25 protein-coding genes are annotated in these 25,440 nt (G+C 70.3%); 8 read left to right on the forward strand and 17 right to left on the reverse strand.

What is annotated here, in order from left to right:
• From ACWDSJ_RS29260 to ACWDSJ_RS29275, 4 genes are all read left to right on the forward strand, one after another.
• Positions 1 to 905 (forward strand): polyprenyl synthetase family protein (locus tag ACWDSJ_RS29260; protein WP_450035714.1); only part of this gene is annotated, 905 nt, incomplete at its 5' end.
• A gap of 19 nt (positions 906 to 924) precedes the next feature.
• Complete coding sequence (gene crtI / locus ACWDSJ_RS29265; protein ID WP_450035716.1) at positions 925 to 2,490, forward strand: phytoene desaturase family protein; 1,566 nt, start codon at positions 925 to 927, stop codon at positions 2,488 to 2,490.
• A 66-nt stretch (positions 2,491 to 2,556) separates the two neighbouring features.
• Positions 2,557 to 4,152: an alpha-(1->6)-mannopyranosyltransferase A gene (locus tag ACWDSJ_RS29270; RefSeq protein WP_387361614.1), complete on the forward strand. Its 1,596-nt coding sequence runs from the start codon at positions 2,557 to 2,559 to the stop codon at positions 4,150 to 4,152.
• The gene (locus ACWDSJ_RS29275; protein WP_450035717.1) at positions 4,149 to 5,081 is read left to right on the forward strand and encodes a phytoene/squalene synthase family protein; all 933 of its coding nucleotides are present in this window, start codon (positions 4,149 to 4,151) and stop codon (positions 5,079 to 5,081) included. The genes ACWDSJ_RS29270 and ACWDSJ_RS29275 overlap by 4 nt, the downstream gene beginning before the upstream one ends.
• Positions 5,082 to 5,125: 44 nt before the next feature.
• Here the strand turns inward: ACWDSJ_RS29275 and ACWDSJ_RS29280 are convergent, their stop codons facing one another.
• Positions 5,126 to 5,494 (reverse strand): Rv2175c family DNA-binding protein, encoded by a 369-nt coding sequence (locus ACWDSJ_RS29280; protein ID WP_387361610.1) that lies wholly within the window; start codon positions 5,492 to 5,494, stop codon positions 5,126 to 5,128.
• Between the two features lie 162 nt (positions 5,495 to 5,656).
• Between ACWDSJ_RS29280 and pknB the strand changes: the two genes are divergently transcribed.
• Positions 5,657 to 7,606 carry a Stk1 family PASTA domain-containing Ser/Thr kinase gene (gene pknB, locus ACWDSJ_RS29285; protein WP_450035846.1) on the forward strand — a complete coding sequence of 650 codons (1,950 nt, stop codon included), beginning with the start codon at positions 5,657 to 5,659 and terminating at the stop codon, positions 7,604 to 7,606.
• Here pknB and ACWDSJ_RS29290 read toward each other — a convergent pair.
• From ACWDSJ_RS29290 to ACWDSJ_RS29300, 3 genes are all read right to left on the reverse strand, one after another.
• Positions 7,581 to 7,919 (reverse strand): hypothetical protein, encoded by a 339-nt coding sequence (locus ACWDSJ_RS29290; RefSeq protein WP_450035718.1) that lies wholly within the window; start codon positions 7,917 to 7,919, stop codon positions 7,581 to 7,583. The two genes, pknB and ACWDSJ_RS29290, sit on opposite strands and share 26 nt — an antisense overlap.
• Before the next feature lie 117 nt (positions 7,920 to 8,036).
• Positions 8,037 to 8,351: a hypothetical protein gene (locus ACWDSJ_RS29295; protein ID WP_387361606.1), complete on the reverse strand. Its 315-nt coding sequence runs from the start codon at positions 8,349 to 8,351 to the stop codon at positions 8,037 to 8,039.
• Positions 8,348 to 9,733 carry a class II 3-deoxy-7-phosphoheptulonate synthase gene (locus tag ACWDSJ_RS29300; RefSeq protein ID WP_387361605.1) on the reverse strand — a complete coding sequence of 462 codons (1,386 nt, stop codon included), beginning with the start codon at positions 9,731 to 9,733 and terminating at the stop codon, positions 8,348 to 8,350. Before ACWDSJ_RS29300 ends, ACWDSJ_RS29295 begins: the two co-directional genes overlap by 4 nt.
• A 102-nt stretch (positions 9,734 to 9,835) precedes the next feature.
• Here ACWDSJ_RS29300 and ACWDSJ_RS29305 point away from each other — a divergent pair, with 102 nt between their 5' ends.
• Complete coding sequence (locus ACWDSJ_RS29305) at positions 9,836 to 10,378, forward strand: polyadenylate-specific 3'-exoribonuclease AS (RefSeq protein ID WP_450035719.1); 543 nt, start codon at positions 9,836 to 9,838, stop codon at positions 10,376 to 10,378.
• An 81-nt stretch (positions 10,379 to 10,459) separates the two neighbouring features.
• On the opposite strand, the gene ACWDSJ_RS29310 is transcribed toward ACWDSJ_RS29305, so the two are convergent.
• From ACWDSJ_RS29310 to ACWDSJ_RS29355, 10 genes are all read right to left on the reverse strand, one after another.
• A complete protein-coding gene (locus ACWDSJ_RS29310; protein ID WP_387362278.1) occupies positions 10,460 to 11,185 on the reverse strand; it encodes a lysophospholipid acyltransferase family protein in 726 nt (241 codons plus the stop codon).
• A 138-nt stretch (positions 11,186 to 11,323) separates the two neighbouring features.
• Entirely contained in the window at positions 11,324 to 12,379 is a 1,056-nt protein-coding gene (locus ACWDSJ_RS29315; protein ID WP_450035721.1) for an ROK family protein, read from the reverse strand.
• On the reverse strand, positions 12,376 to 12,948 hold the full coding sequence (locus ACWDSJ_RS29320; RefSeq protein WP_450035722.1) for a hypothetical protein: 573 nt from the start codon (positions 12,946 to 12,948) through the stop codon (positions 12,376 to 12,378). Before ACWDSJ_RS29320 ends, ACWDSJ_RS29315 begins: the two co-directional genes overlap by 4 nt.
• On the reverse strand, positions 12,945 to 14,177 hold the full coding sequence (locus ACWDSJ_RS29325) for an ArsA family ATPase (RefSeq protein WP_450035848.1): 1,233 nt from the start codon (positions 14,175 to 14,177) through the stop codon (positions 12,945 to 12,947). Before ACWDSJ_RS29325 ends, ACWDSJ_RS29320 begins: the two co-directional genes overlap by 4 nt.
• Positions 14,174 to 14,611, reverse strand: coding sequence for an SRPBCC family protein (locus ACWDSJ_RS29330; RefSeq protein WP_450035723.1), 438 nt, complete (start codon positions 14,609 to 14,611; stop codon positions 14,174 to 14,176). Before ACWDSJ_RS29330 ends, ACWDSJ_RS29325 begins: the two co-directional genes overlap by 4 nt.
• Before the next feature lie 61 nt (positions 14,612 to 14,672).
• Positions 14,673 to 15,062 (reverse strand): polyketide cyclase / dehydrase and lipid transport, encoded by a 390-nt coding sequence (locus ACWDSJ_RS29335; protein WP_450035724.1) that lies wholly within the window; start codon positions 15,060 to 15,062, stop codon positions 14,673 to 14,675.
• Positions 15,063 to 15,095: 33 nt separating this feature from the next.
• A complete protein-coding gene (locus tag ACWDSJ_RS29340) occupies positions 15,096 to 16,259 on the reverse strand; it encodes a glycosyltransferase family 4 protein (protein WP_450035726.1) in 1,164 nt (387 codons plus the stop codon).
• A 48-nt stretch (positions 16,260 to 16,307) separates the two neighbouring features.
• Entirely contained in the window at positions 16,308 to 17,315 is a 1,008-nt protein-coding gene (locus ACWDSJ_RS29345; RefSeq protein WP_450035727.1) for a hypothetical protein, read from the reverse strand.
• A gap of 16 nt (positions 17,316 to 17,331) precedes the next feature.
• Positions 17,332 to 18,366 (reverse strand): NlpC/P60 family protein, encoded by a 1,035-nt coding sequence (locus ACWDSJ_RS29350; protein ID WP_450035729.1) that lies wholly within the window; start codon positions 18,364 to 18,366, stop codon positions 17,332 to 17,334.
• A gap of 173 nt (positions 18,367 to 18,539) precedes the next feature.
• The gene (locus ACWDSJ_RS29355; protein WP_450035731.1) at positions 18,540 to 19,133 is read right to left on the reverse strand and encodes a C40 family peptidase; all 594 of its coding nucleotides are present in this window, start codon (positions 19,131 to 19,133) and stop codon (positions 18,540 to 18,542) included.
• A gap of 516 nt (positions 19,134 to 19,649) precedes the next feature.
• Between ACWDSJ_RS29355 and ACWDSJ_RS29360 the strand changes: the two genes are divergently transcribed.
• A complete protein-coding gene (locus ACWDSJ_RS29360) occupies positions 19,650 to 21,386 on the forward strand; it encodes a DEDD exonuclease domain-containing protein (protein WP_450035733.1) in 1,737 nt (578 codons plus the stop codon).
• The gene (locus ACWDSJ_RS29365; RefSeq protein WP_387361585.1) at positions 21,383 to 21,658 is read left to right on the forward strand and encodes an Lrp/AsnC family transcriptional regulator; all 276 of its coding nucleotides are present in this window, start codon (positions 21,383 to 21,385) and stop codon (positions 21,656 to 21,658) included. The genes ACWDSJ_RS29360 and ACWDSJ_RS29365 overlap by 4 nt, the downstream gene beginning before the upstream one ends.
• Before the next feature lie 80 nt (positions 21,659 to 21,738).
• On the opposite strand, the gene qcrB is transcribed toward ACWDSJ_RS29365, so the two are convergent.
• Genes qcrB through qcrC form a run of 3 tightly spaced genes read right to left on the reverse strand, consistent with a single transcriptional unit; the run spans position 21,739 to position 25,396 of the window.
• Positions 21,739 to 23,358 (reverse strand): cytochrome bc1 complex cytochrome b subunit, encoded by a 1,620-nt coding sequence (gene qcrB, locus ACWDSJ_RS29370; RefSeq protein ID WP_450035734.1) that lies wholly within the window; start codon positions 23,356 to 23,358, stop codon positions 21,739 to 21,741.
• A complete protein-coding gene (gene qcrA, locus ACWDSJ_RS29375; RefSeq protein WP_387361581.1) occupies positions 23,355 to 24,494 on the reverse strand; it encodes a cytochrome bc1 complex Rieske iron-sulfur subunit in 1,140 nt (379 codons plus the stop codon). Before qcrA ends, qcrB begins: the two co-directional genes overlap by 4 nt.
• A 20-nt stretch (positions 24,495 to 24,514) precedes the next feature.
• A complete protein-coding gene (gene qcrC / locus ACWDSJ_RS29380) occupies positions 24,515 to 25,396 on the reverse strand; it encodes a cytochrome bc1 complex diheme cytochrome c subunit (protein ID WP_450035735.1) in 882 nt (293 codons plus the stop codon).
• Between the last annotated feature and the right edge of the window lie 44 nt (positions 25,397 to 25,440).

The following is a 25,440-nucleotide window of genomic DNA, read 5'->3' on the forward strand; positions in this document are numbered from 1 at the left end:
CAGCCGCAGTCGCAACGCGTCGGCCCCCGACCGGGCCCGCCGCCCCGGCCGTGCTGCGCGCGTGCGCCGCGCTCGAGCTGGTGCAGGCGTGCGCGCTCATCCACGACGACATCATCGACTCCTCCCGCACCCGGCGCGGATTCCCCACCGTGCACGTCGATTTCGAGCGTCGCCACCGCGACCGCGAATGGGGCGGCGACCCGGCGCATTTCGGCATCAGCGTCGGCATCCTCGTCGGTGATCTCGCGCTGGCCTGGGCCGACGACATGATCGCCGCGGCCGGGCTCGATCCGGCGGCCTTCGCCCGCCTCGCCCCGGTGTGGGCGGCCATGCGCACCGAGGTGCTGGGCGGGCAGCTGCTCGACATCCACGGGGAGGCGGGCGCCGACGATTCGGTGGCGGCCGCGCTGCGGATCAACCGCTACAAGACCGCCGCCTACACCATCGAACGGCCGCTGCACCTGGGCGCGGCGCTGGCCGACGCCGACGCCGGGCTGATCGCCGCCTACCGCGAGTTCGGCACCGACATCGGCATCGCCTTCCAGCTGCGCGACGATCTGCTGGGCGTGTTCGGCGATCCCGAGGTCACCGGCAAACCCTCCGGCGACGACCTGCGCGAGGGCAAGCGCACGGTCCTGATCGCCGAGGCGCTGCGCCGCGCCGACGCCACCGACCCGACCGCGGCCAAACTGCTGCGCGACTGCCTCGGCACCGAGCTGACCGCCGAGGAGGTGACGGGCCTGCGCGCGATGATCACCGATCTCGGCGCGGTCGACGAGGTGGAGCGCCGGATCGAGGATCTCACCGATCGCGGCCTGGACGCGCTCGAGCGCAGTTCGGCCACTCCCGAGGCCAAGCGCCGCCTGCACGCCATGGCGGTGTCGGCGACCAAGCGCGTCTCCTGATCCGGGAGTCCGCGAACAGATGAAATCCGTTGCGGGACCGACGGATCGGGTGATCGTCGTCGGGGCCGGACTGTCGGGGCTGTCGGCCGCGCTGTATCTGACCGGCGCGGGCCGGACCGTCACCGTGCTGGAGCGGGCCGATCATCCGGGCGGGCGGGTCGGGTTCTATCGCGGCCCGGACTACGAGATCGATTGCGGCGCGACGATTCTCACGCTGCCGAACCTGGTGGACGAGGCGCTGGCCGCGGTCGGGTCCGGCACGCGTGCCGCGGGGCTGCGCATCCACCGGCTCGCCCCGGCCTACCACGCCCGCTTCGCCGACGGGTCGCATATCGAGGTGTTCGCCGAGGCCGACCGGATGGCCGCGGAGGTGGCCCGCGCGTGCGGGGCGGCCGAGGTGAATCGTCATGCGGCGCTGCGGGATTGGCTCGCGCGCCTCTATTCGGCCGCCTATCCGCACTTCATGGACACCAACTTCGATTCACCCCTGGATCTGGTCCGCCTGCCCGACAAGCGCGCGGCCCTCGCGGAACTGGTGCGGCTGGGCGCGTTCGGCCGCCTCGGCCCGCGCGTGCACCGCGCCCTCGGCGATCCGCGGCTGGCCCGGCTGTACTCGTTCCAGGCGCTGTTCGCCGGGCTCGCCCCGGCCGAGGCGCTGTCGGTGTACGGGTCGATCGCGCACATGGACACCACGCTGGGGGTGTACTTCCCCGAGGGCGGGATGCGGGCCGTCACGGCCGCGCTGGCCCGTGCATTCGTCGCCGCGGGCGGGCGGCTGGAGCTGGGCGTCGAGGCGGCGGGCCTCGACTACGCCGACGGCCGGGCGCGGCGGGTGCGCTGCGCGGACGGGCGGAGCTTCGACTGCGACGCGGTGGTCCTCACCGCCGACCTCGGCTCGCTCGCGCGCTTCGGCCTCGCGCCGCGCCGCCTGCGCGCCTCGCCGTCGGCGGTCGTGGCGCACGGCACGATCCCCGCCGACGTGGCCGCCGTCTGGCCGGGGTCCGCGCACCACACCATCGACTTCGGCGCGGCGTGGGATCGCACGTTCACCGAGATGATCCGGCACGGGCGGCTCATGAGCGATCCGTCGCTGCTGCTCACCCGCCCCGCGCTCACCGATCCCGGCCTGCTGATCGAACGGCCCACCGGCGCGCACGAACCGCTGTCGGTGCTGGCGCCGTGCCCGAATCTCGATGCGGCGCCGCTGGATTGGGATCGGCTCGGCCCGGCCTATCTGCGCGAGCTGCTGGCGACGCTCGAGGCGCGCGGATATCAGGGCATCGCCGACCATTTCGCCGTCGACCACCTCGACACGCCGCACACCTGGCGGGACCGGGGCATGATGGCGGGGACACCGTTCTCGGCGGCGCATCTGTTCCGCCAGACCGGCCCCTTCCGCACCCGCAATCTGCCGCGCACCGCCACCAATGTCGTCCTGGCGGGTTGTGGCACCACGCCGGGAGTCGGTGTACCGACTACGCTGCTGTCGGGAAAGCTGGCCGCCCAGCGCATCACGGGCGACCCGCGGCCCACCGGAACGCTCCCCGGGCGAACCGGCGCGCTGATGTCCTCGGCGGACTACTAAACTGTCCGGCGACCTACCAACCGCGGTCTCGACCGCACCGACTGTCCGGGGGGAAAACGACGACCTATGCCGACCCCCGAGACGGATACCGCCACCGCGGCCCCGATGGTGACCCCCGAGTCGCTCGGCGCCACGCCGATGGCCCACACCCCCACCTGGTGGACGCGCACCGGGGACTTCCTGCGCAGTCCCGAGGGACACGCCGCGCTGCTCGGTTTCTGGGGCGCGCTGGGCATCACCTTCGGCGGGCTCGGCGCGGGCGCGGTCCGGCGTAACGACCCGCTGCTGGAACAGGTGCACCTGTCCTGGCTGCGGTTCGGGCACGGGTACGCGCTGGCGACCATCGTGGTGTGGCTGGGCGTGCTGGCGATGATCGTGGCATGGGTCCGCTTGGGGCGCATCACGATCGGCACCGGCGGGCACGCGGGCACCGTGACGCTCAACGAGTTGCGGGCGATCGTGGGCATCTGGATCTTCCCGCTGTTGTTCGCGGTGCCGATGTTCAGCCAGGACGTCTACTCGTATCTGGCGCAGGGCTCGCTGCTGCGCGACGGCTACGACCCCTATCGGGTCAGTCCGGTGCAGGGGTTGCATTCGGGCGTGCTGCTGGACAACGTGAGCCGGGTCTGGCTCGACACCACCGCGCCCTACGGGCCGATCTTCCTGCTGCTGGGCCGCGCGATCACGATGGTCACCCGCGACAACGTGGTGGCCGGGACGATCGCCATGCGGCTGGTCATGCTGCCGGGCCTGGCGCTGATGATGTGGGCGATCCCGCACCTGACCAAACACCTCGGCGGTAAGCCGACGGTCGCGCTGTGGCTGGCGGTGCTCAACCCGCTGGTGCTGATCCACCTCATCGGCGGCGTGCACAACGAGATGCTGATGGTCGGGCTGATGGCGGCGGGCATCGCGCTGGTGCTCGAGCATCGGCACGTGGCCGGGATCGTGGTGATCGCGATCGGCGTGGCCATCAAGGCGACCGCGGGCGTGGCGCTGCCGTTCCTGGTGTGGATCTGGATGATTCACGAACGCGAGCGGCGGGCCGCCGAGAACGAGGGTCCCCTGCCGCATCCGATCCGGACGTTCGTCAAGATCGGCGGGCTCGGGGTGGCGGTGTTCGCCGTCGTGTTCGCGGTGGCCTCGGCGACCGCGGGGGTGGGCATCGGCTGGCTGACCGCGCTGTCGGGCTCGAAGAAGATCATCAACTGGCTGTCGCTGCCGACCGTGCTGGGGTACGTGGTGACGTGGCTGTCGCCGTTGCGGTTCGAGACCGTGCTGCCGATCACCCGGATGCTGTGCGCGGTCGCGCTGGTGGCGATCCTGGCGTGGACGTGGTGGCGGTTCAAGCACACCGAGCGGCAGGCGGTGCTGGGCATTCTCATCGCGTTCGTGGCGATCGTGATCCTCTCGCCCGCGGCGCTGCCCTGGTACTACTCGTGGCCGCTGGCGCTGGCGGCGGGTTTCGCGCTGTCCACGCCGACGCTCATGGTGCTGGTCGGGTTGTGTACCTGGCTGATGCTGGTGTTCCAGCCGGACGGGTCGATCGGGCTCTACAACTTCTGGCACGTCGCGGCGGCCACGTTCGTCGCGGTGGTGGCGGCGCTGTCGCTGCGCACCGTGGACCCGCTGCGGCTGCGGGCCGAGAAATCCGGGCGGTGACCGAAACCGGTGCGCTCGCGGCCTATCGGCACTGCGAGCGGATCGCGGCCGCGCACGGGCGCACCTACTTCCTGGCGGCCCGGCTGCTGTCCCCCGAGCGGCGGCGGGCCGTGCACGCGCTGTACGCCTTCGCCCGCGAGGTGGACGACATCGTCGACGGCGGCGCGAAAGACGCTGCGGCGCAACTGGATCGGATCGAGCGGCGGTTACTGGACCGGCTCGACGCGGGCGATCCCGGCGATCCGGGTGAGCCCGTGCTGTTCGCGGTGACGGACACGATCCTGCGATACGGCATCGCGCCCGGCCACTTTCGCGTGTTCCTCGACTCGATGCGCATGGACGTCCCCGGTTCCCCACTGTTCCGCAACCGCTACCCCACCATGGCCGACCTCCGCGGGTACATGCGCGGTTCGGCCGCCGCCATCGGCCTGCAACTCCTCCCCGTCCTCGGCACGACCGTCCCCCTCGCCGAGGCCGAACCCCCCGCCGCCGCCCTCGGGGAAGCCTTCCAGCTCACCAACTTCCTCCGCGACATCGCCGAAGACCTCGACCGCGACCGCGTCTACCTCCCCGCCGACGACTGGACCGCCTTCGGCGTCGACCCCGCCCTCCTCACCCACTGCCGCCGCACCGGCCGCACCGACCCCCGAGTCCGCCGCGCCCTGTCCCACTTCATCGCCCTCACCCGCGACCTCTACCGCGCCGCCCTCCCCGGCATCGACCTCCTCCACCCCCGAGTCCGCCCCGCCATCCGCACCGCGTCCGCCCTCTACGCCGAAATCCTCGACGAGATCGAACGCTCCGACTACACCGTCTTCACCCACCGAGCCGTCGTCCCCAACCACCGCCGACTATGGGTCGCCGCAAGGGAATTCGCGGCCGATCCCCGTCGTCCCGGCCTGGGGGCCGTGACGACGGGGAACAGGTAGGGGCTTCCCCGAGCTCCTCTCCTGTCCCCGAGCGAAGCGAGGGGTCAGAACGGGTCCGCGGCCGCGCGGCGGAGGACCTCGCGGGCCAAGGGGCCGTGGATGGCGTCGATCGGGCGGCCGGGGAGGGTGTCGTCAGGGGTGTAGATCCACTCGAGGATTTCCTCGTCGGTGTATTTGGCGTCGCGCATGACGGTGATCAGGCCGGTGAGGTGTTTGGCGACGGCGCCGGTGGGATCGAAGAACTCCGTGGGGATGCCGGGGATGCCCTGGCGGCGGACCGCGAGGATCTGGTGGTCGCGCAGCATCTGATGGACCTTGGTCACCGGGATGCCGAGTTGGTCGGCCACGTCCGGTAGCGGCAGCAGGGTCACCGATTCCGGAAGAACATCGTCGCTGCATGGAAATGCGCTCACCCCGACAACGGTAGTAGGTGGCGCCGGGCCCGTCGTGAGACACCCTGGCCGTATCCGCCTATACCATCGGGTGAGCCGTCACCGGGACGGCGTTCGCTTGTCGCGGCCGAAGCGAGAGGTGAGAGCTTTGTGAAAGTCGGAGGACATCAGTTGATCGGCCAGATGCTCGACGGGCGCTACCGCATCGACGCACCGATCGCGCGTGGCGGCATGTCGATGGTGTTTCGGGGGGTGGACACCCGGCTGGACCGGCCGGTCGCCATCAAGGTGATGGATCCGAAATTCGCGGGAGATCCGCAATTTCTGACCCGATTCGAATTCGAGGCCCGCTCGGTCGCCAAACTCAAACACCCGTCGCTGGTCGCGGTCTACGACCAGGGCATCGACGGCGAATACCCGTTCCTGATCATGGAACTGGTCGAGGGCGGCACCCTGCGCGAGCTGCTGCGCGAACGCGGCCCGATGCCCCCGCACGCCGTGCGCGCGGTCGCCGAACCGGTGCTGAAGGCGATCGGCGTGGCGCACCGCGCCGGGCTGATCCATCGCGACATCAAACCCGAGAACGTGCTCATCTCCGATTCCGGCGAGGTCAAGATCGCCGATTTCGGCCTGGTCCGCGCGGTCGCGGGCTCGAATATGACCTCGGCGAGCGTGATCCTCGGCACCGCCCACTACCTGTCCCCCGAACAGGTCACCGACGGCACCGCCGACGAGCGCAGCGACGTCTACTCCTTCGGCGTCCTGATCTTCGAAATGCTCACCGGCAGAACGCCTTTCACCGGCGACAACTCGCTGTCCATCGCCTATCAGCGGGTCGAGAAGGATGTCCCCGCCCCGAGCCGCTTCATCGCCGGGGTGCCGCCGGAGTTCGACGAGCTGGTCGCCCGCGCCACCGCGCGCGAACCCGCGCACCGCTTCGCCGACGCCGACGAGATGGCCGCCGAACTGCGCCGCATCGCCACCGCCCTGCGGCTGCCCGACTACCGCGTGCCCGCGCCGAAGGAGTCGGCCGAACACCAGTCGGCCCGCCATCGCGTCGTCGCCGCCCCGGCCCCCACCCCGCGCCCGGTGCCCGACGACGCGACCGTGAAGATCCCCGAACAGCGCCCGCCCACACCGCAGCCCACCCGGATGATGACCGCCCACCAGCACCTGCCGGTCACCGGCGGCCACACCGCCCTCGCCGAACCCCCGCCCCCGCCGCCGCGCACCGGCTACGGCGACAGGCGCGGCAATTCCCGTGTGCGCGTGCTCATCTGGACCGGCATCGTGGTCGCGCTGGCCCTGCTGCTCGGCATCGGCGGCTGGTGGCTCGGCGTGGCGCGCTATTCGGCGGTGCCGCCCATCGCGGGCCTGGACACCGCCAAGGCCACCACGGCGTTGCAGGACGCCGGATTCGCCACCACGGTCCGCAACCGCGCCTCCGACATCATTCCCGTCGGGGGCGTGGTCGGCACCGATCCGGCGGCGGGCACCCGCGCGCTGAAGGGTTCGACGGTCGCGATCCTGATCTCCAGCGGCAAACCGCAGGTGCCGCAGTTCCAGCCGGGGCAGGACGTCAAGACCGTCGAACAGGCCATCCGCGACGCCGGACTGCGGCCCGTCGACGGCGGCGAGATCGCCGACACCGCGCCCAAAGGCTCTGTGGCGCAACTGGATCCGGCCCCCGGCACGGTCCTGCCCACCAACGCCTCGGTGAAGGTGGTGCGCAGCAAGGGTTCCCAGCCGATCAAGGTGCCCGACGTGCGCGGCAAGACCGTGGACGAGGCCCGCGCGGCCCTGCAGAAGGTCGGCCTGGTGGTGGGCGACACCCGCGGCGAATTCGATCCGAAGATCAAGTCCGGCCAGGTGATCGGCACCGATCCGGCCGCCAACCAGAGCGCGCTGTCGGGTCAGACCGTCGCGCTGATCGTCTCCGACGCGATCGAGATCCCCGACGTGACCGGGATGACCGCCGCGTCCGCCCGCGCCCAGCTCGAGGGCATGGGTTTGAAGGTGGTGTTGAACAACGTCTTCAGTACCGACCGCGGCACCGTGCGCGTGCAGACCCCGTTCGCCGGGTCGCAGGTCGAACCCGGCGCGACCGTCACGCTGACGGTGCTGCCGTTCTGACTCCCCCGAGGCCCACGTTCGCGCCGGCCAGCAACTCGGCCTCGCTGATCCCCAACCGGGACGTGACGAGGTCGAGCGCCTGCTGTAGCACCGACTGCGAGCTGCCGCCGACGACCTGGGACTGCTCGGTGCGGGCGAGCCCGCGCAACACCCGTATCCGGCAGCGCCAGGCGATTCCGGCGACGTCGACCTGCGGTCGTTCGATGACGACCGAGACGGGCACGCCGTCGCGTTCGAACTCGTAGGACGCCAGCGGCGTCACCTCGCGGTCGGGGGCCACCCGCGCTGCCCCGAGCCTGGTCGTCTTCTTCATCCCGCCTCCTGAACCCGTTCCCGCGTAATCCGTTCGTCCCCGACAAAACGGAACACAGCCGAAACTAGTTCAGCAGGCCATGCTTAGCAACTTTTCAGCAAACAATTAACCGAGGCGTCACGCGACCGCGAGCAGCGGGGCGCCCGTCTCCGGATCGTTGATCGCGACCACCGCGTCCGTGCTGAACACCTCGACGGTCGCACCGCCCACGGCCGGGCTGATATTCGTCGTCACCTGCGCGCAGAACGCGGTGGGGTGATATCCCCAGGAGATGTTGAAGATCAGCAACCGGCTGCCGTCGCGCAACACCACCTCCGACGGCATACCGTCACGGTCGCGATCTCGCAGCAAACGCAGAATCGTGCGATCGGCCGGTTCGACGCGCAACGGTCCGGGGCCACGGAAGACGACGTGCACCTCCGCGTCCGTCACCGCAGCATCTCGGCGACGAGGAAGGCCAGTTCCAGCGACTGCTGGGTGTTCAGGCGCGGATCGCAGGCGGTCTCGTAGCGGTTCTCCAGGTCGAGATCGGAGATGTCCTGCGCGCCGCCGAGGCATTCGGTGACGTTCTCGCCGGTGAGCTCGATGTGCAGGCCGCCCGGGTGGGTGCCCAGCGCGTGATGCACCTCGAAGAAGCCCTGCACCTCGTCGACGATGCGGTCGAAGTGGCGGGTCTTGTAGCCGGTGGAGGATTCGTGGGTGTTGCCGTGCATGGGGTCGCACTGCCAGATGACCTGATGGCCGGTGGCCTGCACCTTCTCCACGATCGGGGGCAGCACGTCGCGAACCTTGTTGTTGCCCATGCGCGCGACGAGGGTCAACCGGCCCGGCTCGTTGTTGGGGTCGAGCCGCTCGACGTACTCGACCGCGAGTTCCGGGGTGGTGGACGGGCCGATCTTGAGGCCGATCGGATTGGCCAGCAGTTCGGCGAGGGCGATGTGCGCGCCGTCGAGCTGGCGGGTGCGCTCGCCGATCCAGAGGAAGTGCGCCGACAGATCGTAGAGCACCGGATCGCCCGCGGCGTTCTCCGACAGCCGCAGCATGGCCCGCTCGTAGTCGAGGACCAGCGCCTCGTGACTGGCGTAGATCTTGGCGGCCTGCAGGCTCGGGTCCTGCACCCGGCAGGCGGTCATGAATCGCAGGCCGCGGTCGATCTCCTCGGCCATCTGCTCGTAGCGGGCCCCGGCCGGGGACTGGGCGACGAAGTCGCGGTTCCAGTCGTGCACCTTGTGCAGATCGGCCATGCCCGCACCGGTCAGCGCGCGCACCAGATTCATCGCCGCGCTGGCGTTGGCGTAGGCGCGGACCAGCCGCGACGGATCGTGTTCGCGCACAGCGGCATCCGCGACGATCGAGTTGATCATGTCACCGCGGTAGGACTTCAGCCCCAGCGCGTCGGTGTCGGCCGAGCGCGGCTTGGCGTACTGGCCCGCGATCCGGGCCACCTTCACCACCGGCAGGCTCGCGCCGTAGGTCAGCACGACCGCCATCTGCAACAGCGTGCGGATGTTGCCGCGGATGTGGGGCTCGGTGTTGTCGGCGAAGGTCTCCGCGCAGTCCCCGCCCTGGATCAGGAACGCCTCCCCCCGCGCCACCTCGGCCAGCCGCTCCCGCAGCTCCTCCACCTCGGCGGGCACACAGATCGGCGGCACGCTCTCCAGCACCGTCCGCATCTTCCCCGCCAGTTCGGCGTCCCACGAGGGCTGCTGCAACGCCGGACGGGACAGGGCGTCGTCCAGACGCCGACGCAGCTCGGCGGGCAACGGAGGCAGTTCCGGCAAGCGATCGATCGGTACGTCGACGGTCCAGTTCACCAGTTCAGAATAATGACCTCGCCGCATGACGCGACACTCGGAGGCGAGGGCGGTGTCTCGGGGGGCTGTCGCGGGTCCGTAGGCTCGCCCTCGACCGCCGCGGTGCCCCGCGCACCGATCCGACCGCGCACGAGGAGTGGACCGATCGCGCTTCGATACTTTTACGACTGCGAATTCGTCGAGGACGGCAAGACGATCGATCTGATCTCGATCGGCGTGGTCTGTGAGGACGGGCGCGAATATTACGCGGTCTCAACGGAATTCGACGCCGGGCGGGCGGGGCCGTGGGTGCGGCGCAACGTGTTGCCGAAGCTGCCCTCGCCCGCGTCGCCGCTGTGGCGCAGCCGCGGCCAAATTCGGGACGAGCTGTATCGGTTTCTCGTGCCGCGGGTGAGTGTGGAACCGGAGTTGTGGGCGTGGGTGGGTGCCTACGATCACGTGGCCCTGTGCCAGCTGTGGGGATCGATGGTGGACCTGCCCGCGGCGATGCCCCGCTACACCAACGAATTGCGGCAGCACTGGGAGATGTCCGGACGACCGCCGCTGCCGCCCGTACCGGCCGACGCCCACGACGCGCTCGCCGACGCCCGCCACAACCTCGCCAAGTTCGAGGCGATCGAGGCGTTCCGGCGGCAGGCGTCCTGAGCCGAGGCAGGCCCCGCATATGAGGGCCGAGACATCCCTGGGCGGTGGCCGACTGGGGCCTAGGCGGCGGCCCAACTGCCCCTAGGCGGTGGCCGACTCCGGGATCCGGTCGGCGTCGGGGCGAGTACCGGCGGGAACGGCCTTCTTCAGGCTGGCGGCGTAGACGTCGACGTACTCCTGGCCCGACATCCGCATGAGCTCGTACATGATCTCGTCGGTGACCGCGCGCTCGACGAAACGGTTGCCGCCCATGCCCTCGTAGCGCGAGAAGTCGATGGGCTTACCGAATTTCACGGTGACGCGGGCCGGACGCCAGCGGAACGGGCCGGGCGGGCAGACGTCGTAGGTGCCGATGAGCGCGACGGGGATGACCGGGACGCCGGTCTCGAGCGCCAGCCGGGCGACGCCCGTCTTGCCCTTGTAGAGGCGGCCGTCGGGCGAACGCGTGCCCTCGGGGTAGAGCCCGACGAGACGGCCCTCGGTCAGCAGCTTGCGCGCGGTCTCGAGTGCGTCCTCGGCCGCCGAGGCGCCGCTGCGGTCGATCGGGTACTGGCCGGTGCCGGAGAAGAAGAACTTCTGTAGCCGACCCTTCAGCCCGGGGGAGGTGAAGTACTCGGCCTTGGCCAGATAGGTGATACGGCGCGGACTCAGCAACGGAGTGAACAGCCAGTCGGTGAACGACAAATGATTGCCGGCGAGTATGGCTGGCCCGTCGCTCGGAATGTTCTCCACCCCTTCGACCTTCGGTCGATTGATCAGATGGATGAATGGTCCGACAAACACGAACTTCAACAGCCAGTAGAACATCGCGTCCTTTCCCCTGTGCGCAAAACCCCGGGACCGGCCTCGTTGCGCGGGCACCACCGTATGTTTCGACTCTACCGCCGGTCTCGGATCGTGACCAATCGCGCATCGGCTTCACATACGAGGTCTCGGCCACATTGTTCACCGTCGCGCGCTCGCCCGCGCCGACCCGCTCCCGGTGCGGCGGCTCGCCGTCCCCTTGCCGCGGCGGCCGTCGGATCGCTCCGGCGCCAACGCCGCTCGGGCCAGTTCCGCCGCGCCGACCATCCCGGCCGCCTCACCCAGCTGGGTGGTCCGGATGCGGGCCAGCGGCCGATGCCGGGCGCCGGTGATCGAGGCCGCGTAGTGCTCGCGCGCCTCGTCGAGGAACAACGCCGCCGAGGAACTCACGCCCCCGGCGATCACGATCAGATCCGGATCGAAGATATCGCTCACGAAGGCCAGGCCCAGCCCGAGCCAGCGGGCGAAGTCGGCCAGCACCCGCAGGGCGACCGGATCGCCGTCCTGCGCCGCGCCCGCCACCCGGCGACCGGTCAGCGAACCCGGATCGCGGAACGCCTCGCGGGCGAGGATGGTCGAGCGCATCGGATCGATGGCCAGCGCCTCGACCGCCGAATCGGCCAGTGCCGTTCCGCTGCAATACCTTTCCCAGCAGCCGCGTTTCCCGCACGGGCAGGCGCGGCCGTTCGGGACGACCTGGAGATGGCCCAATTCCGGTGCCACCCCGTAACTTCCGCGGTACAGCTCGCCGCCCACCAACAGCGCCGCGCCGATCCCGGTGCCGATCGCGACCAGGACGCCGTTGTGCGCCCCGGCGGCCGCACCGAATCGGTACTCGGCCCACATCGCGGCGTTGGCGTCGTGTTCGAGGATCACCGGCAGTCCCAGCCGCTCGCCCAGGCGATGCGCGACGGGCGCGTCCTCCCAGGGCAGATGCGGGGCGAAGCGCACCTTGGTACGGGTCTCGTCGACGAATCCGGCCACGGCCAGTCCGACCGCGTCGATGCGGTGCCGGGTGCGCAGCTCCCGCACCGCCCGCTCGAGTCCGTCCTCGAGCGCCTGCTCGGACTGCGGCGTGGGCGCCTGCACGGTGTCGAGCACCTCGCCCGACCCGTCCACGACCGACGCGCGAATATTGGTGCCGCCCACGTCGATTCCGACCGTCAGCGGCGCCTCCCGGCCGACCCGCGACGTCATCGCTTGATCTGCACGGGAATCGGGACGTACCCCGACCGGCCCTCGGTCCGCGGCTCGGATTCGCCTGTCGGCGAGTCGTTTCCGCGCGCGGCGGCCTGCGCCCGTCCGGCGAAGGCCGCCAACAGGGTCGCGCCGAACGACGGCCTGCGACCCGCCGCGCCCTCGCCCGGCGTCCCGGCGTCGACCGCGGACGCCTCGTCGGCGAATGCCTCGGCGGCCGCCGCACGGCCCGGGGAATCCGAATCGCCACGCGAATCACCCTGCGGCTCAGGCGGTTCCGGCATCATCGGCTCGACCGGCACCCCGGCCAGCGCCTCGCGCAACACGGTGACGACGGCGGTGCCGTGTTCGGCGAGCGCGGCCACGACATCGTGATGCTCCCCGCGCACCAGCGCCGCAACCGCGCACACCGGACACCAACTGCAACTGTCCCATTCGGTGCGGCCCTCGGCGGACGCGGCGCGCAACACCGGTTCGACCCGTTCCAGCACGGCCTCGGCGAGCAGCCGCATCTCCTCGGCGAACTCCGCGAACTGATCCTCGTGCCGGTGCTGATCGGTGGTGGTCATCGGGGCCAGACCTCGGGATCGGGGCGGAAGCGCACGACGAGCTGCTCACCGTCGAGTTCGGCGCCGTCGACCGTGCATCGCCGCAATACCGGCGCCAGCGGCAGCCGCCGCCGAATCCCGTCCGCTCCCACGATCAAATCGTCCTCCACTCGTCCCAGTCGCAGCGTCGCCGGGTCGACCACGGGCAGCCGCATCCGCAGGGCGTACACCGAATGCAGACCCGAACCCGATTCCAGCCGTACGCTCGGCGCATCGCCAAGCATAGGGTCTGCGTCCGGTACTACCCGGTTCCCGCGCGAATCGACCAGCCCGGCGAGGGCGGCCAGCGCGGCGGAGCCCACGGGTTCGGGTCCGGAGTGCGGCACGACCACGATCGGCACGTCGGGCAGGCGGCGGCGCAGATCGGCGAGCACGTCGAGTTGTTCGGCGCGGCGGTCGAGATACCAGCGCACGGCCGGATGTCCGCTGTCCCCGTCGGGCACCGCGGGCAGCACCTTGTTCACCATGACATCGCGCAGCCGCAGCCCGAGCAGCGCCGCGGCCGAACGCACCCGCGCGGATTCGGCGACCGCGACGCGTTCGGCGGCCGTGACCAGATGCGCGGCGGTGCGTTCGGGGTCGGCCAGCAGATCGCGCACCGCGCGGACCGCGCCGACGATCCGCTCGACGGTGGTGGCCAGCACCGCGCGGCGCAGATCCGGTCCGGCGACGCTGAGCGCGCGGGCGTGCGGCGGCCAGACGCGATCGAGATAACCCAGCAGGGTCTCGGGCGCGGTGACGATGCGCAGCATATCGGCCGAGGGCGGGCAGTCCACGACGAGGACGTCCCAGCCGCGCCCGTCGGCGAATCCGGCGATCTCGGTGAGCATCAACAGTTCCTGCACGCCGGGCAGTCCGGTCAGCTCGGCCGGGTCGAGCGCGGCCAGATCGATGCCGTGCTCGTGTCCCGCGCCGCCGAGGACGCGCACGACCTCGCGGAACCGATCCTCCAGCAGCGCCAGCGAATCGATCTCGATGACGTCGAGATTCGTTGCGACCGTGGCGATTCCGGGGACGGTGCCGGGCTCGTGCGGGAAGTGGACACCGAGCGCGTCGCCGAGCGAGTGGGCCTGGTCCACCGACGCGAGCAGCACGCGGCGCCCCGCCCGGGAGTAGGACATCGCCGTCGCACAGGCCAGGGTCGTCTTGCCCACCCCGCCCTTGCCTATGAACAGCTCCAGACGCGTCAGCCTTCGACCCGTTTCTTGAGTTCCTTGAGCGCGGTGTCGGTGATGACCTTCTCCGCCTTGCGCTTGAACATGCCGATCATGGGGATCGTCAGGTCCACGGTGAGTTCGTAGATCACCTGGGTGGTCTCGTCGGGCTGGTCGATCAGTTCGTAGCTGCCGTCCTGCGCCTTCTGCAGATCGCCGCTGACCAGTTGCCAGCTCACCGCCTTACCGTCGGGCCGCCAGGTGTAGGACAGCACATAGGTGTCCTTGACGACGCCCGCGTCCAGCACGAACCGCGCCGTCTTGGCCCGGCCGTCGGGGAATTTGTCGAGCACCTCGACCGACCGCGCGGCCGCGACCCATTCCGGGTACGACTCCAGATCGGCGATGACGGCCATCACCCGATCCGACGGGGCGTCGACGATGATCGACCTCTGGGTCCGATCGGCCATGACTGGGGGCGGTTCCTTTCCGGCTGCGGGACAACGGTTTCCGGCGCGACCTCCGCCGGGGTCAGGGCACGGGCACGGGGGTGACGCCCGCCGGTCGCCCGGCCTCGAGGCGCGCCTTGACCTCGAACGACATCTTCCTCCCGGCGACGCGGCGGGCGCGGTTGGCGGCCGCGAGGGCGCGCGGTGAGAGGTTCGCGGCGGCAAGCGGTTCGGCGTGCAGGAAGTAGTGCATGATCACTCCATCCAGGCACGGTTCCAGCCACACCTCCATCGTGCCGGTCAGCGCTCCGTCGACGGTCCAGCGAATTCCCTTGTCGGCGCGGTCCTCCCGGACCGAGAGCGTGAGATCGGGCCACCAGCGCCGCCAGGCGTCGCGATCGCCCAGCACCGGCGCGACCTCGGCGCCCGGCGCGGCGACGAAGGTCTGATCGGCGACCTGGATCGAAGTCATGATGTGGCCTTCCGCACGCTCATGCCGCAGAGCCTAACTCGAGCGGTGGCCGCCGCTCGATGGCACAGTCCCGTCCAGGAGTTCGCGCATCCGCGCGGCGAGCACGTCCCAGCGCCAGTGCTCGCTCACCCATTCCCGGCCCGTCGCGCCCATACCCGCGGCGGTGTCGGGATCCGACAGCAGGGTGACGAGGGCGTCGGTGATCTGCGGGACCGAGCGGCCGTCCACGACGGTGCCGGTGCGACCCTCCACCACGGTCTCGGGCGCGCCGCCGGAGTTGCCGGCTACCACCGGAACTCCCGTCGCGGACGCCTCGAGGAACACGATGCCCAGGCCCTCGACGTCCAGGCCCGCGCCGCGGGTGCGGCACGGCATGGCGAACACGTCGGCGAGGGTGTGGTGGGCGGCCAGTTCGGCGGCCGGGACGCGGCCGGTGAAGACCACGTCCTTGTCGAGGTCGAGGGCGGTGGCCAGGCCGCGCAGCTTCTCCTCGTAGGGCCCGCCGCCCGCGATGACCAGGACCGCGCCGTCGACCCGCTTGCGGATCGCGAGCATGGCCATGAGCAACATGTCCTGTCCCTTGCGCGGCACCAGCCGCGACAGGCACAGCACGGTCGGGCGCTCGCCCAGCCCGTAGCGGGCCCGCAGTTCCGCGCGCGCCGCCGGATCGGGCCGGAACACGTCGGTGTCGACCCCCGGGGGCAGATACTCGAGTCCCGCGCGCGGCCCGAACGCCGCCGAGAACCGCCGCCGGGTGTACTTGCTGACGTAGGTCACCACATCGGTGTGATTGCCGATGGCGCGCAACGCCTGTCGCGCGACGGGCAGCATCGACCACCCCACCTCGTGCCCGTGCGTGCTCGCGACGATCCGCGCCGCCCCCGCCCGCCGCAGCAGCGGCGACATCAACGCCAGCGGCGCCGCCGCCCCGAACCACACGGTGTCGCACCGCTCGTCGCGCACCAGCTTCGCCGCGCGCCGCGCCACCAGCGGGGTCGGCAGCATCAGTGTCGTGGGATGCCGCACCACCTGGAACTTCTGCTCCGCGTCGAACCGCAGATGGCTGTCCCCCCGCCACCGCGGCGCGTACACCACCAACTCGTCCCCCGGCATCCGCTCCGCCAACGCGTGCAGATACGACTGGATGCCCCCGGGCCGCGGCGGAAAATCATTGGTAACCAGCAGGGTGCGCGCCATGCGCCGAAGTCTATTGCCGCCCTGCCCGTTCCCTCGCCCGCCCTCCCCTCACGAAATGTGGGCCCGCAACCAGTCTCGCCAACGGGCGAGGAATGTGGCGCGGTCGAGGTCGAGGGTGCGGCGGAGGGCGGCGTCGACGGTGGCCGGGGTCTGGGGGCCGGTGGCCAGGTCGTGGTAGAGGGCGACGAGGGTGGGCTCGCCGTACTGGGTGGCGATGAAAGCGTTGGCGGACCAAGCCTGTTCGTAGGCGAGGGCGGCGTTGTTGGTGGCGGTCGGGGTGAAGGCGGGATCGGCCGGGAGGTCGGCGGGCAGGTCGCCGGAGTGGGCACGGGCGGTGAGGGTGGGGGCGAGCTGGTTCAGGGACAGTTGCTCGTCGCGGTGGGCGCAGTATTCGGCGAAGCCCTCGAGCACCCACTGCGGCGAACCGTCCGCGGTCTGGGCGCGGGCGGCGATATGAGTCAGCTCGTGGCGCAACGTGTCTCGCAACCCCTCGGCGCCCAGGCGGCGGCCGGCGTCGGCGGCGAAGACCACCCGCTGCCCGGTCGGGCGGCTGCCGGGCAGGAACGAGTCCGAGACCGACGCCGCCGCGACCTCGGTGGACACCGGCCCGGTCGCATGGGTCAACGCCGCGAATTCGGCGGTCGAGGAGGCGACCGCGACGACCGCGGCCCGGGGCCAGTCCGCGCCCCACAACCGCGTCACCGTGTCGACGGCCGGGCCGATCTCGCGCGCGAGGGTGTCCACGTCCCCGCGCTGATACGGATGCCCGAACACCACCGACAGCTGCCCCTCCTCCCCCGAAACATGTTGGGTGACAACGGGACCGAACGACTCCATGATCCGCCGCACCTCCCCCACCTGCGGATCCAGCGAACTGGCCGGGGCCGAGTACTGCGCGACCGCCGCCTCGGGCCGCGCCTTCGGCAACGCCGACTTCGGAATCAACACCAGTGCTCCGGTGATGGCCGTCAAGGCGATCACCGTGGCGACGGTGGCGACGAATTCGAACCGCCGCCGTGCCGTCAACCAAGTACGGACCCGCTCCAGCGCGTTCATCCTCACCTCGGTCGAGTTACGGCATACCCATCCAATAGCGACGCGCCGAGTGGTACGGAGTCGAGCCCATGGGGGCCACCTGGACCGGGACACCGAAGGTCGAGGCGTGCAGGATCATGCCATTGCCCGCATAGATTCCCACATGCGATGCGTCGGAGTAGAAGAAGACCACATCTCCGGGCTGGAGGTTGTTCTTGTCGACGGGCGTGCCGACTCGCGACTGCGCCTGACTCGTGCGCGGCACGTCGATGCCGACCTGGTGAAACGCCCACTGCACCAGGCCCGAACAGTCGAACTGATCCGGCCCGGTCGCCCCCCACACATACGGATCGCCCACGCGGGTCAGCCCCGCCGCGAGGGCGCTGGTCCCGCTGCCGGGCACCAGCCCGCGCAACAGGGACTCGCGATCGAATCCGGGCGGGAACAACGTCCCCGCCAGCGACGCCTTGTCCCCCGCCGACAGCGTGCCCCACGCCTGGATGACCTGGGCGATGGCCCCTTGCAGATCGGCCCGCTTGCGTTCCAGTTCCGCGCGGATCTGCTCGGCCTTGGCCGAGGCGTCGCGGGCCGCGTCCGCCGCGGTCTTGGCGGTGGTCTGCGCCGCGGTGGCCGCGTCGGTGGCCTTCTTGTACTGCGCGAGCTGGTCCTGGGTCTGGGTGGACAGCACGTCGAGGGTGGAGATCTGATCGAGCAGCTGCTGCGGCGAATCGCTCACCAGCACCGAGAACAGCCGATTGGTCCGCGCCCCTTGATACGCCGCGATCGCGGTGCGGTCGACGGCGGGCTGATACTTGTGCACCTCGGCCTGCGCCGCGTCGACGACCTGGGTGGCGCCCGCGAGTTTCGCGTCCGCGTCGCGGGAGACGGCCTGTTTGGCGTCGAGGTCCTGCTGGGCGGTCAGCGCCTGCTCGTTGAGTTGTTCGGACTGCCGGGACAGGTCGACCAGCCTCTGCACCGCGTCGCTCGCACTGCTCGGGGAGGCCGGATCAGCGGTCGCGCCCCCGTCGGGGATGCCGAACATCAACACGCCCACCGCCAGGGAACCACCCATCAGGCGTCGAGTTCTGTCGTTGCGACGTTGCGCTGCCACTGCCTGCCGTGCCCCGTTCCGAGCCGATATTCCGAGCCGATGCCTCAAGGTCTCGATCAGGTTACGGAACGGCGAGTGTCCGTGTCCAGCAGGGCACGGAATGATCACGACCCGCCGTCCCGTATGCCCGAATCTCAGTAGCGCCGCGCGCCCGCGACCGGCATGGTCGACATGGACGCGATGGCCACCGGCTTACCGGCGGTCGAGGCGTGGATGACATTGCCGTCGCCCACGTAGAGCCCGGAGTGGCTGCCGCCGTAGAACGACACCACGTCACCCGGCTGGAGGTCGTCCAGCGAGACCGGCGTTCCGGCGGCCAACTGGTCGTAGCTGGTGCGCGGCAGTTCCAGGCCGGCCTGCTCGTAGGACCACTTCACCAGGCCCGAGCAGTCGAAGGCGTTGGGGCCGCTGGCGCCGTAGACGTAGGGCGCGCCGAGCTTGGTCATCGCGGCGTCGACCGCGCGCTGACCGACGGTCTGCTCCGGCGCGATCGCGGGCGGGTTGAAGCCCGGGATCTCGAAGCCGGGGGGCAGCGCGATCCCCGGCGGGATCTGGCCCAGAATCTGATCCGGCACGTCGACGGTCCCGACACCCGGAACGGTGACGGGTGCCGCCGAAGCGGGCGCGGCGGGCAGCAGCAAAGCGCTGAGGGTGGCAGCTCCGACGGCCACCGCGGACGCCAGGTGGGCGTTGCGATGCAGCCCCAGCGTCTGTCGCTTGATCGCCATGATGCGGTACTCCTCGTCTGCCCCACGACGCCGCACCCGGTGGTGCGTCGGACTCCGTGAGGTCTCGAAAAGGTTACGAAGACATAACGGGGGGCTGTAAAGCGCCGAGGCCGCGCACAGGGTTTGTTCAGGGATTGTTATGCCCAGGGTTTGCGATAAATGTCACACCAATCACGAACCGATAACAAACCCGTCCTGAGCAGACGCGTCCGCCCACCCCGAGCCCTGTCCAGCAGGCTTGCGCCGCATGGGTTTAGCGGTGTGACAAATGGGAAACCAGCACGTAGCCGAGAGTGTTCAACTGGGGAAGCGACCGATCAGTCTTGATCTGCTCGTGATCTCACCACCCTCTCGGTAGGGCTGCCCCCACCGCACCGCCGCCGCCCGCGACCGGTCCGGTATTGATTCGTAATCCACATCAATGTGACCCTCGCCACACGAGTCCGTTTCGCACCCCTCCGAGCCCGCTGCCGCCACGCCCGCTACTTGTCGGACCCCCGCCCTACGCTGCTCGCCGTGCCCCACACCGCGGCGGCCCAGCTGGCCTTCGACGAGCTCGACACCCCGCTCCACGACATCACTTTCGTCGTGGTCGACCTCGAAACCACAGGTGGCAGCCCCGACGCGGACGCGATAACCGAGATCGGCGCGGTGAAGGTGCGCGGCGGCGAGGTGCTCGGCGAATTCGCCACCCTCGTGGACCCGGGCTGTCCCATTCCGCCGCAGGTCGTGCAGATCACCGGCATCACCACCGCGATGGTCCGCGACGCGCCGCGGATCGAGGCCGTGCTGCCCGGCTTCGTCGAATTCGCCTCCGGCGCGGTGCTCGTCGCGCACAACGCTCGCTTCGATACCGGGTTCCTCAAGGCCGCCGCGGCCCGCTGCGAGATCGCCTGGCCCACATTCCAAGTCGTGTGCACCGTCCAGCTGGCCCGGCGCATCCTCCCCCGCGACGAGACCCCGACCGTGCGGCTCTCGGCGCTGGCCCGGCTGCTCGGCGCCCGGACCATCCCCACCCACCGCGCCCTCGACGACGCCCGCGCGACCGTCGACGTGCTGCACGCGCTCATCGAACGGGTCGGCAATCAGGGCGTGCACAGCCTCACCGAGCTGCTCGACTACCTGCCCGAGGTGACCCGCCGCCAGCGCGCCAAACGCTTCCTCGCCGCCGACCTGCCCACCGGCCCCGGCGTCTACCTGTTCCGCGGACCCGCCGACGAGGTCCTCTACATCGGGACGGCCGTGAATCTCCGCCGCCGCGTGCGTAATTACTTCACCGGCTCCGAAACCCGCCCGCGCATGCGGGAAATGGTGGCCCTGGCGACCCGCGTCGAGCACGTACCCTGCGCGCACGGCCTGGAGGCGGGCGTGCGGGAGCTGCGGCTGCTGGTCGCGCACACCCCGCCCTACAACCGCCGCTCGAAATTCCCCAAGCGCGCGTGGTGGCTGACCCTCACCGACGAGGCGTTCCCCCGCTTCGCCGTCAGCCGCACCCCCACCCCGGACGCGCTGGGCCCCTTCAACTCCCGCGCCGACGCGGCCGAGGTGGGCGCGATCGTGGCCGAATACTGCGGCCTGCGCACCTGCGGCGGCCGCATCCCGCGCACCGGGCGGCACGGCGCGGACTGCCCGCCCGCGGCGGTCGGCGGTTGTCCGGCGGGCGCGTCGGGCACGCTGCTGGACGCCGACGGCTACGCTCCCGCCCCGCACGCCGTGCGCGAGCTGTTCGCGGGCCGCGACGACACGCCCCTGCGCGCCATGCGCGAGCGCGTCGAAACCCTGGCGGCGGCACAGAATTTCGAGGCCGCGGCCCGCCAGCGCGACCGCATGGTGACCGTCGTGCGGGCGCTGCGCCGCACCCAGCGCCTCGCGGCCCTGGCGCGCATCGCCGAATTCGTCGCGGCCCGCTCCGACGGCGCGGGCGGATGGGAGTTCGCGGTCGTCCGCTACGGGCGGCTCGCCGCGGCGGGGACCGCCGTACGCGGCGTCGCCCCGATGGCCGTGGTGGACAAGCTCGTCGCCGCCGCCGAGACCGTCGTCCCGCCGCAACCACCGCCGCCGCTGCGCGGGGCCTCCCCCGAGGAGACCGCCGTCGTCATCCGCTGGCTCGACCAGCCCGGCACCCGCATCGTCCGCACCACCGACGGCTATCACGAACCTCGATTGGGCGCGGGCCCGTGGCTGGCCTGGGTACGCCGCGCCGAAGCCGCGGCCCGTGCGGACACGCCCGCCGCCATAGACTCTCACCCATGATTACCGCGATCGTGTTGATCCACGCCGAGGCCGCCCGCATCCCCGAGACCGCGCAGGCGCTGGCCGATCTCGAGGGCGTGGCCGAGGTGTATTCGTGCGCGGGGGACGTGGATCTGATCGCCGTGGTGCGCGTGCGCGACCACGAGCAGATCGCGGAGGTGGTGACCGGGCGGATCAACAAGACGCCGGGGGTGCTGCGCACCGACACCCACATCGCGTTCAAGTCGTATTCGTCCGCGGAGCTCGAGGCGGGGTTCTCCATCGGGGAGTGACACCGAAAGGCGAAGGCCCCCAGCGAGATTCGCTGGGGGCCTTCGCTTCGCTCAGGCACCGAGAGGGGGAGGCGCGGTTTCTAGTGCCCGTCGCCGTTCTCGTTGCGGCGCTGGACCTCCGCGAGGACCGCGAGCTGCTTGCGCTCCTGCTCGTGCTCGTACTCGACGAGCGCCTCGGCCTGCTGGGGCGGATCGGACCGCAGCAGCGAACCCAGGCCCGGCTTGCCGGCCGCGCCGAGCTTGTTCATCTTCTTCGGCACCGGGGCGCCCTGGTACTCCAACGGGATCGGGTGGCCGTGCGAGTCGACCGGGCCCAGCGGCTGGTGCACCTCGATGTACTCGCCGTGCGGCAGGCGCTTGATCACGCCGGTCTCGATGCCGTGCTCGAGCACCGTGCGGTCGCTGCGCTGCAGGCCCAGGCACATCCGGTAGGCCAGGAAGTAGGCCAGCGGCGGGGCGACCAGCAGCGCGATCCGGAAGAACCAGGTCGTGGCGTTCAGCGAGATGTCGAACTTGTAGGCGACGATGTCGTTGACGCACGCCAGCGTGAGCACCAGATAGAACGCGATGGCCATCGCGCCGATCGCGGTGCGCACCGGCACATCCCGCGGCCGCTGCAACAGGTTGTGGTGCGCGTCGTCACCGGTCAGCCGCTTCTCGATCCACGGGTAGGCGATCAGCACCGTGAACACCAGGCCCATGATCAACGCGACCCAGAACGGCGCGGGCACCGTGTACCGGCCCAGATACAGCTCCCACGGCGGCATCAGGCGCGCCATGCCGTCGGTCCACATCATGTAGAAGTCCGGCTGCGAACCCGCCGACACCTGAGAGGGGTTGTAGGGACCCAGGTTCCAGATCGGGTTGATCTGCAGGATGCCGCCCATGAGCGCGATGATGCCGAGGGTGAACATGAAGAACGCGCCCTGATCCGCGGCGAACACCGGCACGATGCGCGCGCCGATGACGTTGCGCTCGGTGCGACCCGGCCCGGGGAACTGGGTGTGCTTCTGGTACCACACCAGCGCCACGTGCGCGGCGACCAGCGCGAGCATGATGCCCGGGAACAGCAGCACGTGCGCGATGAACAACCGCGGGATGATGATCGTGCCCGGGAAGTCACCGCCGAAGATCAGCCAGTGCATCCAGGTGCCGATCAGCGGGATGCCCATCGTGATACCGCCGAACGCGGCCCGCAAGCCGGTGCCCGAGAGCAGGTCGTCGGGCAGCGAGTAGCCGAAGAAGCCCTCGAACATCGCCAGGATCAGCAGCAGCGAGCCGATCACCCAGTTCGCCTCGCGCGGGCGCCGGAACGCGCCGGTGAAGAAGATGCGGAACAGGTGGATGATGATCGACGCCGCGAACAGCAGTGCGGCCCAATGGTGGACCTGCCGCACGAACAGACCGCCGCGCACCTCGAAGGAGATGTTCAGCGCGGTCTCGTACGCCCGCGACATGGTGACCCCGCGCAGCGGCTGATACGACCCGTTGTAGACGACCTCGGTCATCGACGGATCGAAGTACAGCGTGAGGTACACACCCGACAGGATCAGGATGATGAAGCAGTACAGCGCGATCTCGCCGAGCAGGAACGACCAGTGGGTCGGGAAGACCTTGTTGATCGACCGCTTGACGAACGCCGCCGCCTGATAGCGCTCATCCATTTCGTTGGCCTGTGCGGCCGCTTTACTCGGACTCATGAACGACGCTCCCAGTAGGCCGGGCCGAGGGGCTCGATGAAGTCGTGCTGGGCGACCAGGTAACCCTCGGTGTTGACGGTGATCGGCAGCTGCGGCAGCGCTCGGGCAGCGGGACCGAAGACCGGCTTACCCCACTCTACGGCCGAGAACTGCGACTGGTGGCACGGGCAGAGAATGCGATTGGTCTGCTGCTCGAACAGCGAGGTCGGGCAGCCCAGGTGCGTGCAGATCTTCGAGTAGGCGAAGTAGTCGCCGTAGTTGAAGCTCTCCTGGCCCCGGCGCTTGACCGCCTTCTGCGCGTCCTCGGTGCGCAGGCGAATCAGCATGACCGCGTTGCGGATTCCGCGCAGCGACTGAAGTGTCTCTTCCTCGTTGCCGCGCCACTCCTCCTTCCAGGGGAAGACGGTCTCCATCGCGCCCGCGTCCAGATCCTCCGGCCGGACCAGCACGATGTCCTCCGGGCGGCCGGTGTCCTTGCGCAGGTAGATGGTCTGGCCCGGGTAGTCCGGGGTCCAGCCCGACACCCACAGCGGCGACTTGTCGCCCTTGGCCCACGGGTTCTTGATCATGCCGCCGACGAACACGAACAGCGCGCCGATGCCGAGCACGCCCGCGCCGAGACCCGCGGTGCGGGTGATCAGCTTGCGGCGGCCCAGCGTGGAGGTCTCCAGCGCGTCGGACAGTTCGGCGGCCAGCGTGCGCCGGTTCACCTCGGAGGACTTGCCGTCGTGGCGGTCCTGCACCGACAGCTCGGCGGGGATGAACTTCTTGCGGATGATCACCGCGGCCACGCCGATGGACAGCACCGCGATGCCGAGCAGCAGACCGTAGAGCGGGGTGGTCAGCGAGTAGATGCCCGCGCCCTCCTCGCCCCGGCCCTTGTACTCCCAGGGCCAGAACAGGAACACCGCGATCAGGCCCAGGCCCGACAGCGCGGAGATGGCGAACCACAGCGCGACCTGCCGCTCGGCCCGCTTCTCCGCGCGGGTGCCCGGAATCGGCCAGCGCGGGGCGCGGTAGGCGACATCGACGCCGTCGAGTTCGGTGCCGAGCTTGACCAGCTCGTCCCGCGACATCGCGTCGAGTTCGTCGTCGGTGGGGGTGGCGTTGCCGTGGGGGTCCGCGGGGCGACCCATGTCGTCAGTCTCCTGTCCACTCATGAGCGAGATCCGATCCACATCGCCGTGCCGACCAGAGCCACGATGCCGATCACCCAGACGGCCAGGCCCTCGGTGGCGGGACCGAGTCCGCCCAGGCCCCAACCGCCTTCGGGATGCGATTCGGTGCGGTTCTTGATGTAGGCGACGATGTCGCGCTTCTCCTCCGGCGTCAGCTGGCGGTCGGAGAACTTCGGCATGTTCTGGGGGCCGGTGAGCATCGCGGTGTAGATCTGCTGTTCGCTCGCGGGATCCAGCGAGGGGGCGAACTTGCCCGAGGACAGGGCGCCACCGCGACCGGTGAAGTTGTGACACGACGCGCAGTTCATGCGGAACAGCTCACCACCGCGGGCGGCGTCGGCCCCCGCGATCAGCGACTCCTGGGCGATCTTGCCGTCGGCGTCGCGCACGACCGTCGGGCCGCCGCCGTTGGCCGCGACATACGCGGCCAGGGCGTCGGTCATGTGCTCGTCGAACTTCGGCTCCTTGCGCTGGATCTGCGCGCCGTTGGCGGCCGCGGGCATGCGGCCGGTGGAGACCTGGAAGTAGACGGCCGCCTCGCCGACGCCGATGAGGCTCGGGCCGCGGTCCTGCACACCCTGCAGATTCGCGCCGTGGCAGGTGACACAGGAGGTCTCGTAGAGCTGCTTGCCCTCGCGAATCAGCGCGGACTGGTCCTCGTTCGCCGTGGCGACCTGTGCGTGCGGGGTCAGTGCCGACGCCGCGAGACCGGCTCCCACGAGACCCATCAGCAGCACCAGACCACCCGCGAGCCGGCGTCGCAGCCGCCGCTGCTTGCGGACCTTGGTGGCCTGGTCGTTCTTCGCGCTGCCGACCCCGGGGCTGGTGGGGTCCGGCGCTGACGGGGGAGATGAACTCATCTGTGTCCCTTTTGGAGTAGACGGAACCGACGGTGGCTGCTGTC

This window comes from Nocardia sp. NPDC003482 (assembly GCF_053588115.1).